Source organism: Microbacterium sp. PM5, assembly GCF_003293595.1.
Taxonomy (GTDB): Bacteria; Actinomycetota; Actinomycetes; order Actinomycetales; family Microbacteriaceae; genus Microbacterium.
This window is the reverse complement of record NZ_CP022162.1, coordinates 834,942-849,813: the sequence shown is the minus strand read 5'-3', so window position 1 is coordinate 849,813 and position 14,872 is coordinate 834,942. Positions and strand designations below refer to the sequence as shown.

Genomic DNA, 14,872 nt, shown 5'->3' with positions numbered 1-14,872 from the left:
CACCCGCTATCGTCACAGATCGCGTCTGAAGTCGAGAAAGGAGGTCCCCGACATGATTCGTATGAACGCCACCGGCCGCATCGCATCCGCGATGCGTTCCTTCTGGTTCCGTGAGCCCGCGGGGGCCGTCTCCTTCGACGCCTTCCGCGTCGCCTGCTGACGCGATCAGAGGAGAACTCCGCCCTCGCCTCGTCGAGGTGCGAGTTCGCTCTCGCACACAGCCTTCCGGCACCCACGTCTTCTCGTTGCGTGTGCCCCCGCCGCAGCCCGGCCTCTCACTCTGCCCGCCGCGCATCCGCGCGCACCCACCGAAAGCACCACGATGCATACCTTCATCGCGTCGGTCCTGCACGCCAACGACCCCGAACGCCGCCGCATCCGTCTCGCCGAGCGCGAGCGCGAGCAGCGCGAGCTCGAATGGCAGCGTCGCCGACAGATCCTTCCGTACCTCTGATCCGCCCCGGGCCGGGGCGTCCGACCGCGACGCCCCGGCCCCATCTCAAGGACATCTCATGACCACCGCGATTCCCGGACTCCAGTTCCGCCCCCTCACGATCCCTGCCTCCATGGATGCCGGCGACGCCGCCGACTTCCGCGAGTTCACCCGCGTACGCAACCTCGTCTATCGCGAGATCGCCGGCAACGACGACGACGCGATGACGCCGGAAGAACTGCTGCCGCATTACCAGCCGGATCCGAACGAGATCCGTCGTGCGTGGGCGGTGATCGTCGACGACGAGTTCGTCGGTCGCGTCGGCGTCGATCTGCCGCTGGAAGACGGATCTCGCACCGCCTTCTGGCTTGTCGAACTGCTCCGCTCGTACCACGGTCGCGGCATCGGATCCGCCGGCTACGCCCTGATCGAGCAGACCGCACGCGAACACGATCGCACGATCCTGCAGTCGTGGGCGCAGCATCCGGATGCCGACGGCGAGCGGTTGAGTGCACCCACCGGCTACGGAACGATTCCGCGCGACCATGCGGCGCGCTTCTACCTGCGCCACGGCTACACCCTAGAACAGATCGAGCGTCAGAGCGAGCTGATCCTCGCGGGCGCCGACACGAACATCGACCGCCTGCTCACCGAGGCTGTGACGGCATCGGGCGGATACCGCGTCGTCCAATGGCAGGGCGTGACGCCGGCGGCGCATGTCGAGGCGTACGCCTGGATGAAATCCCGCATGTCGACGGACGCACCGAGTTCCGATCTCGACTTCGACGAGGAGAACTGGGATGCCGAGCGGGTCGCTCGCCACGACGCCAAGTACGTCCAGTCGGGCCGCACCAAACTCGTCACCGCGGCCCAGCATATCGACAGCGGTCACCTGGTGGCATTCAACGAGCTCGTCCTCGGCACCGATGCGACCGGTCCGAGTCACCAGGAGGACACCCTGGTGCTTCGCGAGCACCGAGGCCATCGGCTCGGACAGCTCGTCAAGTGCGCGGGCCTGCAGACGTGGCGCCGCGACGTCGCCCCGCAGTCGCCGAAGGTCATCACCTACAACGCGGAGGAGAACCGGCCGATGCTCGACATCAACGAGAGAATCGGCTTCGTGCCCGTCGCCTACAACGGGGCATGGAAGAAGGTGCTGACGTGATCGATGTCACCGTCCGCTCCATCCGGGTACCGCACTCGATCGATGCGCCGGAGATCGTGGACCTCGAGGCGGTGCGGCAATTGCGCAATGCGCACGCCGCTCACGTGCATGGCTCGAGCGCCTATGACCTGACGCTGCCTCAGGTTCTGGCCGCGTGGCAGGATCAGTCGGATCGTCCGGTGATCGGACGTCTCGCGGAGCGCAACGGCCTCATCCTCGGTACGGCGAGCGTCGATCATCTCCCCGATGCGCAGTCTCGGACCGCGGGCGTGATGGAACGTGTGCACGCAGAGCACCGCCGTCAGGGCATCGGCACGCGTCTGCTGCGCGAGGCCGAGGCCATCGCTGCCGAGTTGGGCCGCTCGGTGCTGCAGTCCTGGACCGAACACAGGCATTCCGGCGGTGCGGGCCTGCGGGCATCGACCGGATTCGGATCCGTGCCCCGCGATGCGACGGCGATGTTCGCACGGAAACGGGGGTTCCGGTTGGAGCAGGTCTATCGTCAGAGCACCCTCGACCTCAGGTCCACTGCCCTTCACACGGATGCGCTCCGCGCGCGTGCGCGCACCCACGCCGGCGACGACTATCGCTACCTGTTCTGGCTCTCGCCCACGCCCGCAGCTCTTGCGCCCGCGCTGGCCGACCTGAAGTCGCGAATGGCCACCGACGCCCCCTCGGGCAACGTCGACGTCGAAGACGGCGAGTGGGATGCCGAGCGCATCGCGCGCATTGAGGCACACGACGCCGTCGGCGGTGTGCGGCGCCTGATCGGGGCGGTGCGGCATGAGCCGTCAGGAGTGCTCGTCGCGCTGAACGAGCTGAACGTCTCACCGGCCGATCCGACGATCGCGCACCAGAACGACACGCTCGTACGCGCGGAACATCGCGGTCGCCGGCTGGGCACGTGGGTCAAGTGCGCGACCCTCGCGCGCCTGCGCGAGTTCTTTCCGCAGGTGACGCACGTCGAGACCTACAACGCCGAGGAGAATGAACCAATGCTCGTGATCAACGAGGCCATCGGGTTCACGCCGGTGTCCTGTGCCGGCGAGTGGCAGAAGCGTCTCAGCTGAGGCGCTGGCAGCGTGGACAGTAGTGGCTGGACCGGTTCATGAACGATGCGCGCACGATGGGACGTCCGCATCGCGGGCAGGGCAAGCCGTCCCTGCCGTAGACGTTGAGCGAATGAGCGAAGTAGCCGGCCTGGCCGTTGACATTCACATACTGCGCGTCGAAGCTGGTTCCGCCTTCGGCCAAGGCCTTCAGCAGCACGGCCCGCACCTCGGCGAACAGGCGGGTCACGTCGCGCTCGTTGAGGGCAGCGGCGGGCGACTCGGGGTGGATCCGCGCAGCCCACAGCGCCTCATCCGCGTAGATGTTCCCGACGCCGCTGAGCACGGTCTGATCGAGAAGCACGCGTTTGATCGCGGAACGCTTCGCCCGCACGCGATCCCGGACGGCGGCGTCATCGAAGGCGTCATCGAGCGGGTCTCGCCCGATGTGGGCGACTTGCGAGGGGACGAGCGCCTCGGCGCTCCCCCACCCGCCGGCACGGCCGTCGGCGGTGGGCACCAGTTCGTCGATCGCGAGGGATCCGAAGGTCCGCTGGTCCGAGAAAACCACGGCGAGCTCTCCGTGCTCAGGGTGATCGATATCGATGCGCACGCGTTCGTGACGCTCCGCAGGCGCGCCCGGAGCACGCAGCAGCATCTGACCGCTCATCCCGAGGTGGGCGATGATCGCACGACGGGCCGTAGCGGATGCCGGAGCCAACGGCATCCACAGGAACTTCCCGCGCCGCGCCACACTCGTCACCCGTCGACCCACCAGCTCGCGTTCGAACGAGACGGCGTCGCCGTCGTGGCGCGTCAGCGCTCGCGGGTCCCGTGCATCGACCCCGATGATGCGGGCGCCGGCAAGCGCCGGGGCGAGTCCAGCGCGGACGACTTCGACTTCGGGAAGCTCAGGCACGATCGCTGAGAAGGCGCCAGAGCGTCAGCGCCGCCGCCATCTCCGCCTGCTTCTTGCTGGACCCGACGCCCGCCGCAGACGCCTCGCCGACGCTCACCGTCGCGGTGAACACGCGATTGTGATCGGGGCCTTCGGCGGTGATCACGTACGACGGCGGCGCGAGGGTGAGCCGCGCTGCGAGCTCCTGGAGGCTCGTCTTCGGATCCATCGCGGCGCCGTAGCGGTCGGGGTCCGCCATCAGCGGCTCGACGAGGCGCAGCACGAGTGCCGTGGCCGCTTCCGGCCCGGAGGAGAGGAATGTGGCGCCGATGACCGCTTCCATCGTGTCGGCGAGGATCGAGTCCTTGTCGCGCCCACCGGTCTGATCCTCACCGCGTCCGAGACGCAGGTGCGCGCCGAGGTCGATACCGCGGGCGACCTCGGCGAGAGCGACGGTGGAGACCACGCTCGCCCGGCGCTTGGCCAGGGCACCCTCCTCCAGTTCAGGGTGCGTCAAGAACAGGTGCACCGTCACCGCTTGACCGAGGATCGAGTCCCCGAGGAACTCCAGTCTTTCGTTGTGCGGGATCCCGCCGTTCTCATAGGCGAACGAGCGGTGCGTCAGCGCAACCGACAGAAGCTCGGGGTCGATATCGACCCCGAGCTTGTCGGAGAGCACACGGTGCTCGATCACGGCATCCGCCATCAGATGGCCGCCGCGATCAGATGTCTGCGACCTTGCGGCCCTTGTACTCGAGGAACAGCTCGGTACCCTGCGAGTCGGTCACGACCTTCGCCTGGTGGGGACGGCTGTAGACGACCTTGCCGTTCTCGACGGTCTTGACGAGCGTGGGCGCCTCGGCCTTCCACTGTGCGCGACGCGAACGAGTGTTGGAGCGGGAGACCTTCCGCTTCGGGGGGTTACCTGCCATGGCTAGCTCTTCTCTGTATCGGTGGCGACGCGGCTCGAGGCCTCGTCGTCAGGGTCTGGGGTGAGGGCCTTCAGCGCGGCCCAGCGCTCGTCGATCGGAATCTCCGGCACGGTTCCTGCGGCCAGCCTCTCACCCGTGATGGGGTCGAGCCCCGGGCAGTCCGGCTGGCACACCGGCTGGAACGGAAGCGAGAGGACGATCGCATCCCTGACCGGAGTTTCAAGATCCACGTGGTCGTCTTGAACCTCGAAGTCGATCGCTTCCGTCCCAGGATACCCGAAGAGCTCTTGAAACTCGACTTCGACAGGCCGGGCGATGTCGGTGAGGCATCGGCCGCAGACCCCGGAGTACTCTGTGTCGATCTCGGCGGTCACCAGAATGCCCTCGTGGACCGACTCGAGACGAACGGCCAGCTCGATGGGCTCACCCTCGGCAACGGACACGAGTCCCTCGCCCCATTTCGCCGGCGCGGGGACCTCGATGTCGAACTCGCGCATCTCCCCCGCACGATGCGAGATATCGCGCACCGGGAACACGAACGGACCGCTCACATGCTTTCTGACCACCACGCAATGCTAGCCGCCCCGCGGGCATCGACGGCGGTCAGCCCGCCCGTCCCCCTGTATCGAGGAAGCGGGCGACCGGCCCCGGCACGAATGGCGAGACATCGCCGCCCAAAGCGGCCACTTGTCGCACGAGAGAACTCGACACCAGTGCGTGCGCAGGGTCGGGCAGCAGGAAGACCGTCTCGATCTCGGCCAGGTGCCGGTTGACGATCGCCATCGGCGTCTCGTAGGCGACGTCGATCTGGGACCGGATGCCCTTGACGAGCACGCCGGCGTCGACGTCCTGGGCATAGTCGACCAGAAGCCCGACGCTCCAGGAGGCGACGACGACATTGCCTTCGACGCCTTCCTCCCCGATCGACTGCTCGAGCAGACTCAGCCGCTGTGCGATCGGCAGCATGGCCTCTTTGCCCGGGTTGTGTACAACGAGCACGTGCAGCTCGTCGTACAGGGCCGCGGCGCGGCGGATGACGTCGAGATGTCCGAGGGTCGGCGGATCGAACGAACCGGGGACCACCGCGATGCGGTTGTTCATGCCGCCAGCCTAGCGGCGTCACTTTCGAGCCCCATCAGCTCTTGGACAGGGCCGCCCGTTCCTGTTGCCCGATGCGCCGCTCGATCGCTGCGACGAGGCCGGGGTGGTCTTCGAGCATCGGGTCGCGGGAGAGCACGTCTGCCGCCGCCGCACGGGCTCGCGCGATCAGATCGGCATCCTGGACGACGCGAAGAAGCCGCAGAGAGGTGCGCGCCCCCGACTGGGCATCTCCGAGCACGTCGCCCTCTCCCCGCAGTTCGAGGTCGATCTCGGCGAGCAGGAAGCCGTCCGTCGTGGACGCGACCGCTTCCACGCGAGACCGGGCCGGCGTCCCTTCCGGCGCCTCCGTGACGAGAAGACACAAGCCGGCGACCGCACCGCGACCCACCCGCCCGCGAAGCTGGTGCAGCTGCGAGACGCCGAACCGATCGGCCTCCATGATGATCATCGTCGAGGCATTGGGCACGTCGACGCCGACTTCCACCACCGTGGTCGCCACGAGGACGTCGATCTGGCCGGCCGCGAACGCCTGCATGACGGCATCCTTCTGCTCCCCCGACATCTTCCCGTGAAGAATCTCGACGCGCAGGCCGTCGAAGAGGGGGATGCCGTCGAGCATCTGTGCGACCTGGACGACACCCCATCGTGTGCGCGGCTGTTCGCCTTCGGGCGCGCCCACATCGACGGGAACGTCCTCCGCGGCATCCTTCGCCGTGGTACCGACGGCTTCGGCGTCGATGGCGGCACAGACGACGAAGACCTGGTGTCCGGCGGCCACCTCTTCGGCGGCGCGCTCCCACACGCGTCCGAACCAGCCGGGCTTCTCCGCGAGCGGTGCGACGTGCGTCGCGATGCCCGCTCTCCCGCTCGGAAGGGTGCGGATGGTGGAGACGTCCAGGTCTCCGAATACGGTCATCGCGACCGTGCGAGGAATGGGTGTCGCGGTGAGCACCAGCACGTGCGGCGCCGTCCCTTTCGCTCGCAGCGTCTCGCGCTGCTCGACGCCGAAACGGTGCTGCTCGTCGACGACGACGAGCCCCAGGTCGGCGAACGTCGTCGACGCGCTCAGCAGGGCATGCGTTCCCACGACGATCCGCGCCTGTCCCGACGCCACCCGCAACGCCGCTTTGCGCCGTTCGGCGGCGGGCAGCTGCCCGGTCAGCAGAGTAGGCATCAGATCCGGAGCGAGCTGCGGTCCCAGCATCCGCGCGATCGAGCGCACGTGCTGCGCCGCGAGCACCTCGGTGGGGGCGATCAGCGCAGACTGCCCACCGGACTGCGCGACCTGCAGCATGGCGCGCAGCGCCACGAGCGTCTTTCCCGAACCGACCTCTCCCTGAACAAGACGGTTCATCGGCCACGGACCTTCCAGATCGGCGGCGATCTGCGCACCGACGGCCTCCTGGTCGGGGGTCCGGGTGAACGGCAGGCGCGAATCGAAGTCGTCCAACAGTGCGCCGGCCGGACGCGAGGTCGCGGCCATCGCCCGCACGGTCTGCCGCTGCTGGAGCAGCGCGGTCTGCAGGATGAACGCCTCGTGCATGCGCAGGGTGCGTCGCGCGTCGTCGATCTGGTCGAAGCTCTCCGGAGCGTGGATGCGTCGCAGAGCGGTCGTCGCGTCGAGCAACCCTTCCTCGCTGCGCATCGCGTCCGGCAGGGGGTCGGGAACCGGCGCCAACGCGGCCAACACGGTCGCGACGGCCTTCTGCACCTGCCAGGTCGCCACCGTGCTCGTCGCGGGATAGATCGGGATCGGTGTGTGCTGCTGGGCCTGGGCGTTCATACGGGCCGCGTCGGCATCGTCGAAGAGCGTGTAATCGGGATGAGCCAGCTGCTGGTGCCCCTGGAACTGGCCGACCTTCCCCGAGAACATCCCCTGACGGCCCACCTGGAGATCGTTGGCGCGCCACGCCTGGTTGAAGAACGTGAGCGTCAGTGCTCCCGCGCCGTCGCTGATCACGACCTCGAGAAGAGAACCGCGCCGTTGACGCATCTGTCGCGACGATACCGAGCGCACTTCGGCGACGATCGTGACCTGCTCGCCCAGCGGCAGCGAGTCGATCGGCGTGAGCTCGCCGCGTCGGGCGTATCGCCGCGGGTAGTGCGTCAGGAGATCGGCCACCGTGCTCATGCCGAACGCCCGATCGAACAGCTTCGCGGTCGCCGCTCCCAGCGCATCGACAAGACCGGTGTCGAGCGTGATCGCGGGCATGCTCCGAGTCTATTGAGGCCCACCGACGCCGTAGCCGTCCCCGGGCGATCGGACATGCACGGATCGTCCAGGAGACACCCGTAGAGTCGGCTCGTGATCCGCCGCACCGTTGCCCGCGTGTTCTGGTCGTGCAGCCGGTGGCGGCTGGCGACGACCCCCGCTCCGGAGCGCCCCACCGTACTCATCGGCGCGCCGCACACGTCCAACTGGGACTTCGTGTTCATGCTCGCCATCTCGTGGCGTCTGGGGATGCGCATCCACTGGCTCGGCAAGGACACGCTCTTCCGCGGCTGGCGACGACCCGTCATGAACGCTCTCGGCGGCATCCCCGTCGACCGTGCCGACGCCGGCCGCGTGGTCGAGGACATCGTCGCCCGCATTCGCGCCGGGGAGGTCTTCGGCCTCGTGGTCACTCCCGACGGCACCCGCGGGGGCAACGCGTTCTGGAAGAACGGCTTCTACCGCATCGCCCGCGAGACCGGCATGCCGCTGACGCTCGGCTACGTCGACCGTACGACGATGACGACCGGGCTCGGGCCGACCCTGGCTCTCACGGGTGACGTGGCCCGCGACATGGACGCCATCCGTGCCTTCTACGCCGACAAGGCGGGCTTTCGGCCGGAGCGCCGCACCGAGCCCCGGCTCCGCGACGAGACGGGCGCGGCGGGTCCGTCAGACCACGGTTAGGGTGAACACGTGACGCGCATCATCTCCGGAGCCGCCGGTTCGCTCACGCTCGGTGTCCCGGATGCCGGTACGCGCCCGACCAGCGACCGCGTGCGTGAATCGCTCTTCGGCGCTCTCGACGCGGCCGACGTCGTCGACGGAGCCGCCGTGCTGGATCTTTTCGCGGGTTCGGGCGCCCTGGGGCTCGAGGCAGCCAGCCGGGGCGCGGCATCCGTCGATCTCGTCGAGAAGGCGCCGCGCGCCGCGGCCGTCGCCGACCGCAACGCTCACACCGTTGCGAAAGTGCTCCCGGGCACGCCGATCCGGGTGCACCGCAGCTCCGTCGAGGCGTACCTGCGGGCCGCCGCCCGCACGTTCGATCTCGTCTTCATCGATCCGCCGTACGACCTCGCCGACACCGAACTCGCTCGCGTGCTGGAACTGCTCGCGCCGCGACTGGGGCCCGACGCGCTCGTGGTCGTCGAGCGCGCGACCCGCTCCGGCGCCCCCACGCTGCCCGACGCGCTGCAGTACGAGCGTGACAAGAGCTACGGCGACACGACGCTGTGGTGGGTACGCCCGCGGGCCTGAGACGACGGCGATCGACCGCGCCGTCGCCGCGGTGCGCGGCGCCTCGGCCGCATCAGCCGCGGGCCGCGTCCCAGTCCCGGTGCGGATCCCACCCGCCGACGCCGGCTGACGCCGCACCTCCGACGGTGACGTGTGGCGTCGCGTCGGCGATCACGGTGCCGATGCGCCGGAAGCCCTCCGGCAGGGCGGCTCCGGACGGGAACGTGGCGAGCAGCTCGTGATCCTCCCCGCCGCGAAGCGCCATCTCGTCCAGCTCCGGGCTCAGATCGATCCGCACGCCGGACGCTTCCGCCATACGCGTCGCATCCAGCAGAAGTCCGTCGGACACGTCCATCATCGCGGTCGCGCCCGAGCGCGCGGCCAGAGGACCGAGCGCGAGCGGCGGGCGCGGACGCAGCTGGGCAGCGAGATCGGCGCGCTCACGGTCGGTGAGGACCGACGGATCGACGGCGAGGGGGCGGCCCTCGGCATCGCGGAAGCGATCGAACAGCAGGGCCAGACCGCGCCCGGCCGCCCCCAGGTGCCCCGTCACCGCGACGACGTCACCGGGCCGCGCCCCGCACCGCCGCACCGGCTCGACGCCATCCAGCGCTCCGAGCACCGTGACCGCGATCGTCAGCGTGTCGGATGCCGCGAGATCCCCACCCTCCACCGCGCATCCCGGCGCGAGTGCGTCGCACGCCGCCCGCAGTCCGCGCGCGAGAGCCTCGACGAACGCGACCGGCGTGTCATCGGGAAGCGTGAGAGCCACCACCAGCGCGGTCGGGCGGGCGCCCATCGCGGCGATATCGGAGAGGTTGACCGCGGCGGCCTTCCAGCCCAGGTCCTCCCCGCTCGACCACGCGAGCCGGAAATCGGGGCCGTGCACGAGCGTGTCGGTCGAGACCACGACGCGGCCGTCCGGAGCCGCCAGCACCGCGGCATCGTCGCCGGGCCCGACGAGCGCGCGCGACGAGCCGTCGAGGACGGCGAAGATGCGCGACAAGAGCTGCCGCTCCCCCAGGTCGCGGACGGTCGGGGCGATCGGTGTGCTCACCGCTCCACGGTAGCCTGGAGTGATGTCCCGCTCGCGCCTGATCGTCGCCCCTCTGAGCGTGGCAGTGGCGCTCGGCATCGCCCTCGGCACCGCCGGCTGCAGCTCCACCGTCTCGATGACACCGGCGAAGGGCGCCAACGACCCGGCATGTGCGGCGGTGACCTCCCGTCTGCCGGCCACCGTCGACGGCCAGCCGCGCCGATGGACCGACGCCCAGGCCACGGGTGCGTGGGGCAGCCCCGCCAGCGTCCTGCTGACGTGCGGGCTCGACGCGCCTGGACCGTCGACGCTCGTCTGCCAGACCGTCGACGGCATCGACTGGCTGATGGATGATTCCGAGGCGCCGAAGTACCGGTTCACCACGTTCGGTCGTACCCCCGCGGTGCAGGTGTACCTCGACTACGACGTCGTCAGCGGACGCGACGTGCTCAGCGCACTGTCCTCCGCCGTACAGCAGCTGCCCACGGACGGCCGCAGCTGCACCGCCCGCCCGTCCTCCTGAGAGGACCCGTGCCGGTCGTCAGCGCACGCGCGCGAGATCGATCAGCTCGCTGATGAGGTCGCGGTAGCTCATTCCCGTCGCGATCCAGCACTTCGGAAACATCGAGATGGGCGTGAACCCCGGCATCGTGTTCACCTCGTTGACGAAGAACTCGGTTCCGGTGAAGAAGAAGTCGACTCGAGCCAGACCCTCGCCGCCCAGCGCCTCGAACGCACGGGCAGCGACGCGCTGCATCTCGGCGAGCTCACCACTCTGCAGCTGGGCGGGGCAGACGAGCTCGATGCCGGCGGCATCGAGGTACTTCGCCTCGAAGTCGTAGAAGTCCCGTCCCGTGATCACGATCTCACCGGCGACGCTGACCCGCGGGGCGTCGCCGTCTCGACCGGCAAGCACGCCGCATTCGACCTCGCGGCCGACGACCGCCTGCTCGACCAGCACCGTGCCGTCTTCCGCGAAGGCGGTCGCCAGCGCGGCATCCAGCTCGCTCCACTCGGACACCTTCGACACGCCGACGCTCGACCCGGCGCGGGCCGGCTTGACGAACGCCGGCAGCCCGAGCGCGCGGATGCGCCGGTGCCACAGGTCGCTGTCACGCGCCAGCGCCGCCTCGGTGACGGTGACCCAGGGAACGACGGGAACGCCGGCAGCCTTCAGAACGCTCTTGGTGGTGTGCTTGTCCATGCCGATCGCCGACATCAGCAGCCCAGCGCCGACGTAGGGCAGATCGAGCAGCTCGAGGAAGCCCTGGATCGTGCCGTCCTCGCCGAAGCGGCCGTGCAGGATCGGGAAGACGACGTCGACGTCGCCGAGGGATCGAATGCCGTCGGCATCCTGAACGCGCAGCTCGCGGGAGCGGATGGAGTCCGGCCACAGGATGCGGGTGCCGTTGTCGACGACTTCGGGCAGGCGCTCGGGATCGAGCGCGAACTTGTCGGGATTGTCGTCTTCGAGGACGAACGCCCCCTCGCGCGTGATACCTACCGGAATGACCTCGAAGCGGTCACGGTCGATCGCCTGAAGCACGCCGCCCGCCGTCGCGGAACTGATCGCGTGCTCGCTGGAGCGCCCTCCGAAGAGCACCGCCACTACCGCTTTGTCCATTCTGGGTCCTCTCGCCCGTGGGCTTGTCGTCGTCGGTGGTGAGATGCGGCGCGATGTCGCGGGGATTCATGGTGCCGTCCAGAACCATCTTGACCTGCTCAACGATGGGCATCTGCACGCCGGAAGCGCGCGCCAGCTGCAGCACCGGCGCCACCGAGGCGAGCCCTTCGGCGGTCTGGTTCATCTGCTTGACGACGTCCTGGAAGCTGTAGCCCTGGCCGAGGAGTCGTCCGGCGGTGTTGTTGCGGCTCAACGGGGACTGACAGGTTGCGATGAGGTCGCCGAGACCGGCGAGCCCCTGCAACGTCTCCGGCTGTGCGCCTTGGGCCACGGCGAAGTCGGTCATCTCCACGAGACCGCGTGTGATGATCGACGCCTTGGTGTTCTCGCCGTACCCGACGCCGTCGACGATTCCGATGGCAACGGCGATGAGGTTCTTCAGCACGCCGCCGAACTCCGTGCCGATGACGTCCGTGTTCACGAAGGTGCGGAAGTAGCCGTTGCGGGCGCGCCGCGCGACGGCCTCGGCGGTCTCGCGACTGGTGGAAGAGATGACCGCAGCCGTCGGCTGCTCGCGGGCGATCTCCAGGGCCAGGTTCGGGCCGGACGCGACCGCGATGCGGCCCGCGTCGCAGTGCAGCTCCTCGGCGATCACCTCGCTCATCCGCCGTCCGCTGCGCTTTTCGACGCCCTTCATCAACGACACGATCGGTGCGTCGGTGTCGCGCACCAGAGGACGCACCGCCTTCAGATTCTGCCGGAGGGCCTGGCTCGAGATCGCGAGGTAGACCTGCGACGCACCCTCCAGCGCCTCCGAGAGGTGCGTGGTCGCCGACATCGTGCGGGGCAGGTTGATGCCGGGCAAGTACTCGCTGTTGCGGTGCCCTTCCTGGATCTCCTGGGCGAGCTCCGCGCGGCGAGCCCACATCACCACGTGAGCACCGCCATCGGCGAGCACCTTGCCGAACGTGGTTCCCCAGCTGCCCGAGCCGATCACCGCGACCCGCGGCAATGCCGACTCGCCCCTACGCGTCAAGGCGACCCGTCTCGTTCTGCCCGTGCGCAGACGGGTTCCACCGTTCGCTCGGCGGCTGTTCATCGCGCAAGGTGCCCAACAGCGCAGCGATGTCCGCCATCACGGCGTCGGTGGCGGCGATGAGGTTCGCAGACCCCGTCGCTCCAGGGCCGTTGAAGGCCGACAGGTCGGTCGCCGGCCCGAGGGCAAGGCGAACGCGACGGCGCGGCGGCCAGAAGCGGAGCTTGCCGTACCGCGGGAGGATCTGCTGCACGCCCCACGTCGCCGCCGGGATCACGGGGATCGGCTCACCGGCGGCCAGAGCGAGGCGCACCGCCCCGGTCTTGCCGCGCATCGGCCACATATCGGGGTCACGCGTGAGCGAGCCCTCCGGGTAGACGATGACGCCGCGGCCATGGGTCACCAGATCCTCCGACTGCTGAAGGGTCTGCTTCGCCGCGGCCGACGACGAGGCCCGGGCGACCGGGACCATGCCGGTTGCGCGCAAGGCCGCCCCGAGCACGGGTACGCGGAACAGGCTCTCCTTCGCCATGAACCGCGGCGCGCGGCCCATACGCCACGTGCCCACCGCGATGATCAGTGGATCGAACTCGCTGTAGTGATTCGGGGCGAGCACGTACGGGCCCTCCGCCGGAAGGTGCTCCGCACCGCTGATCTCGATCTTGGCGAACCAACCGACGGCCGGCACGATGATCGCCGCGAGCGGCCAGAAGACCGACGGACGCGTCTTCTCCGGAGAGGCCCGGCGCCGCGGCGCCGGGCGCGCCGTGCCCGTCATCCGACGACGTCGAAGTCGGCGCCGAGGATCGTGAGCTTCTCGAGGAACTTCTCGTATCCGCGACGAATGATGTCGACGCCCGCCACGCGCGAACGCCCCTGCGCCGCCAACGCCGCGATCACATAGCTGTAGCCGCCGCGAAGGTCGGGAACGACGACATCGGCGCCGTGCAACGGCGTCGGGCCGGTGATCACCGCAGCCTGCTCCAGCGCACGGCGCGCAACGCGCCGATCGGGACTGGCGATGCCCTCGGGATGCACGACGATGTCGGCTCCCATCTTGTTCAAAGCCTGCGTGAAGCCGAGCCGGTTCTCGTACACGGTTTCGTGCACCGTCGAGACGCCTTCGGCCTGTGTGAGGGCGACGATGAGAGGCTGCTGCCAGTCGGTCATGAACCCGGGGTGCACGTCGGTCTCGACGACGACGGGCTTCAACGCTCCCCCACGACGGAAGCGGATGCCGTCCTCATGGATGTCGAAATCACCGCCGACCTTGCGGAAGACGTTGAGGAACGTGAGCATCTCCTGCTGCTTGGCACCGCCGACGAAGATGTCGCCGTCGGTGGCCAGTGCCGCGCACGCCCACGATGCGGCCTCGTTGCGGTCGAAGATGCTCCGATGGTCGTAGCCGCGGAGGGTGTCGACACCCTCGATGAAGATCACGCGGTTGGGCTCGTACGAGATGATCGCGCCCATCTTCTGCAGCACGGCGATCAGGTCCATGATCTCGGGCTCGATCGCGGCATTGCGCAGTTCGGTCGTGCCCTTCGCGCGCACCGCGGTCAGCAGGACCTGCTCGGTGGCGCCCACGCTGGGGTACGGCAGGGCGATGTTCGCGCCCGTGAGTCCGTTCGGAGCAGACAGCCGGATGCCGCTGGGCAGCTTGTCGACCGTGGCGCCGAAGGCACGCAGCGCATCCAGGTGGAAGTCGATCGGACGGTCGCCGATGCGGCATCCGCCGAGGTCCGGGATGAAGGCCTGGCCGAGCAGGTGCAGGAGCGGGCCGCAGAAGAGGATCGGAATGCGGGACGCACCGGCGTGTGCGTCGATCTCTTCCATGTGCGCGGAGACCGCACCGCGCGGGTCCAGCCGCAGCACGCCTTCTCCGTCATCGGTGACAGTGACGCCGTGCACCTCGAGCAGAGAGCGGACGACCTTCACGTCGCTGATGTCGGGGACATCGCGCAGCACGCTCTCGGTCTCACCGAGCAACGCCGCCACCATCGCCTTCGTTGCGAGGTTCTTCGCGCCCTTGACCTCGACGCGCCCCCTCAGGGGTCGTCCGCCGCGGATCTCGAGGACCGAAACCTCGCCTCCGGCGGGTGTGGACGCCGAAGCGCTCAGAAGGGTGTTCATGGATCGGACCTCACAGT

General features: G+C 68.9%; 17 protein-coding genes. 6 read left to right on the top strand and 11 right to left on the bottom strand.

Translation table 11 applies throughout. The features are described 5' to 3' along the window. The first annotated feature begins 322 nt into the window (after nucleotides 1-322). From CEP17_RS15315 to CEP17_RS15230, 3 genes are read left to right on the top strand one after another with little or no spacing between them, the layout of a single operon-like run. On the top strand, nucleotides 323-454 hold the full coding sequence (locus tag CEP17_RS15315; protein ID WP_255266054.1) for a hypothetical protein: 132 nt from the start codon (nucleotides 323-325) through the stop codon (nucleotides 452-454). A 58-nt stretch (nucleotides 455-512) separates the two neighbouring features. Then, nucleotides 513-1,598, top strand: coding sequence for a GNAT family N-acetyltransferase (locus CEP17_RS04240; RefSeq protein ID WP_112931388.1), 1,086 nt, complete (start codon nucleotides 513-515; stop codon nucleotides 1,596-1,598). Beyond that, nucleotides 1,595-2,668: a GNAT family N-acetyltransferase gene (locus CEP17_RS15230; RefSeq protein ID WP_239498582.1), complete on the top strand. Its 1,074-nt coding sequence runs from the start codon at nucleotides 1,595-1,597 to the stop codon at nucleotides 2,666-2,668. Before CEP17_RS04240 ends, CEP17_RS15230 begins: the two co-directional genes overlap by 4 nt. Here CEP17_RS15230 and mutM read toward each other — a convergent pair. Genes mutM through CEP17_RS04200 form a run of 6 tightly spaced genes read right to left on the bottom strand, consistent with a single transcriptional unit; the run spans nucleotide 2,661 to nucleotide 7,790 of the window. Further along, nucleotides 2,661-3,566 carry a bifunctional DNA-formamidopyrimidine glycosylase/DNA-(apurinic or apyrimidinic site) lyase gene (gene mutM, locus CEP17_RS04225; RefSeq protein WP_112931387.1) on the bottom strand — a complete coding sequence of 302 codons (906 nt, stop codon included), beginning with the start codon at nucleotides 3,564-3,566 and terminating at the stop codon, nucleotides 2,661-2,663. The two genes, CEP17_RS15230 and mutM, sit on opposite strands and share 8 nt — an antisense overlap. Then, entirely contained in the window at nucleotides 3,559-4,251 is a 693-nt protein-coding gene (gene rnc, locus CEP17_RS04220; RefSeq protein WP_112931386.1) for a ribonuclease III, read from the bottom strand. The genes mutM and rnc overlap by 8 nt, the downstream gene beginning before the upstream one ends. Nucleotides 4,252-4,267: 16 nt before the next feature. Next, entirely contained in the window at nucleotides 4,268-4,477 is a 210-nt protein-coding gene (rpmF, locus tag CEP17_RS04215) for a 50S ribosomal protein L32 (protein ID WP_005050211.1), read from the bottom strand. Nucleotides 4,478-4,479: 2 nt separating this feature from the next. Next, nucleotides 4,480-5,028, bottom strand: coding sequence for a YceD family protein (locus CEP17_RS04210; protein ID WP_036316584.1), 549 nt, complete (start codon nucleotides 5,026-5,028; stop codon nucleotides 4,480-4,482). Nucleotides 5,029-5,080: 52 nt separating this feature from the next. Further along, nucleotides 5,081-5,578, bottom strand: coding sequence for a pantetheine-phosphate adenylyltransferase (gene coaD / locus CEP17_RS04205; RefSeq protein WP_036285302.1), 498 nt, complete (start codon nucleotides 5,576-5,578; stop codon nucleotides 5,081-5,083). Nucleotides 5,579-5,612: 34 nt separating this feature from the next. Further along, nucleotides 5,613-7,790: an ATP-dependent DNA helicase RecG gene (locus CEP17_RS04200; protein WP_112931385.1), complete on the bottom strand. Its 2,178-nt coding sequence runs from the start codon at nucleotides 7,788-7,790 to the stop codon at nucleotides 5,613-5,615. A gap of 93 nt (nucleotides 7,791-7,883) precedes the next feature. Between CEP17_RS04200 and CEP17_RS04195 the strand changes: the two genes are divergently transcribed. Continuing rightward, nucleotides 7,884-8,477: a 1-acyl-sn-glycerol-3-phosphate acyltransferase gene (locus CEP17_RS04195; protein WP_112931384.1), complete on the top strand. Its 594-nt coding sequence runs from the start codon at nucleotides 7,884-7,886 to the stop codon at nucleotides 8,475-8,477. A gap of 9 nt (nucleotides 8,478-8,486) precedes the next feature. Next, nucleotides 8,487-9,047, top strand: a complete 561-nt coding sequence (gene rsmD / locus CEP17_RS04190; protein WP_112931383.1) for a 16S rRNA (guanine(966)-N(2))-methyltransferase RsmD — start codon at nucleotides 8,487-8,489, stop codon at nucleotides 9,045-9,047. Nucleotides 9,048-9,099: 52 nt separating this feature from the next. Here the strand turns inward: rsmD and thiL are convergent, their stop codons facing one another. After that, nucleotides 9,100-10,083, bottom strand: coding sequence for a thiamine-phosphate kinase (thiL, locus tag CEP17_RS04185; protein WP_112931382.1), 984 nt, complete (start codon nucleotides 10,081-10,083; stop codon nucleotides 9,100-9,102). Nucleotides 10,084-10,105: 22 nt separating this feature from the next. Between thiL and CEP17_RS04180 the strand changes: the two genes are divergently transcribed. Then, the gene (locus CEP17_RS04180) at nucleotides 10,106-10,585 is read left to right on the top strand and encodes a DUF3515 family protein (RefSeq protein ID WP_239498581.1); all 480 of its coding nucleotides are present in this window, start codon (nucleotides 10,106-10,108) and stop codon (nucleotides 10,583-10,585) included. Between the two features lie 18 nt (nucleotides 10,586-10,603). Here the strand turns inward: CEP17_RS04180 and CEP17_RS04175 are convergent, their stop codons facing one another. Genes CEP17_RS04175 through murA form a run of 4 tightly spaced genes read right to left on the bottom strand, consistent with a single transcriptional unit; the run spans nucleotide 10,604 to nucleotide 14,855 of the window. Further along, nucleotides 10,604-11,686 (bottom strand): D-alanine--D-alanine ligase family protein, encoded by a 1,083-nt coding sequence (locus tag CEP17_RS04175; RefSeq protein WP_112931380.1) that lies wholly within the window; start codon nucleotides 11,684-11,686, stop codon nucleotides 10,604-10,606. After that, complete coding sequence (locus tag CEP17_RS04170; RefSeq protein WP_112931379.1) at nucleotides 11,586-12,722, bottom strand: NAD(P)H-dependent glycerol-3-phosphate dehydrogenase; 1,137 nt, start codon at nucleotides 12,720-12,722, stop codon at nucleotides 11,586-11,588. The genes CEP17_RS04175 and CEP17_RS04170 overlap by 101 nt, the downstream gene beginning before the upstream one ends. Continuing rightward, nucleotides 12,712-13,500, bottom strand: a complete 789-nt coding sequence (locus CEP17_RS04165) for a lysophospholipid acyltransferase family protein (RefSeq protein WP_112931378.1) — start codon at nucleotides 13,498-13,500, stop codon at nucleotides 12,712-12,714. The genes CEP17_RS04170 and CEP17_RS04165 overlap by 11 nt, the downstream gene beginning before the upstream one ends. Beyond that, nucleotides 13,497-14,855, bottom strand: a complete 1,359-nt coding sequence (gene murA, locus CEP17_RS04160; protein WP_039415526.1) for a UDP-N-acetylglucosamine 1-carboxyvinyltransferase — start codon at nucleotides 14,853-14,855, stop codon at nucleotides 13,497-13,499. The genes CEP17_RS04165 and murA overlap by 4 nt, the downstream gene beginning before the upstream one ends. Nucleotides 14,856-14,872: the final 17 nt, after the last annotated feature.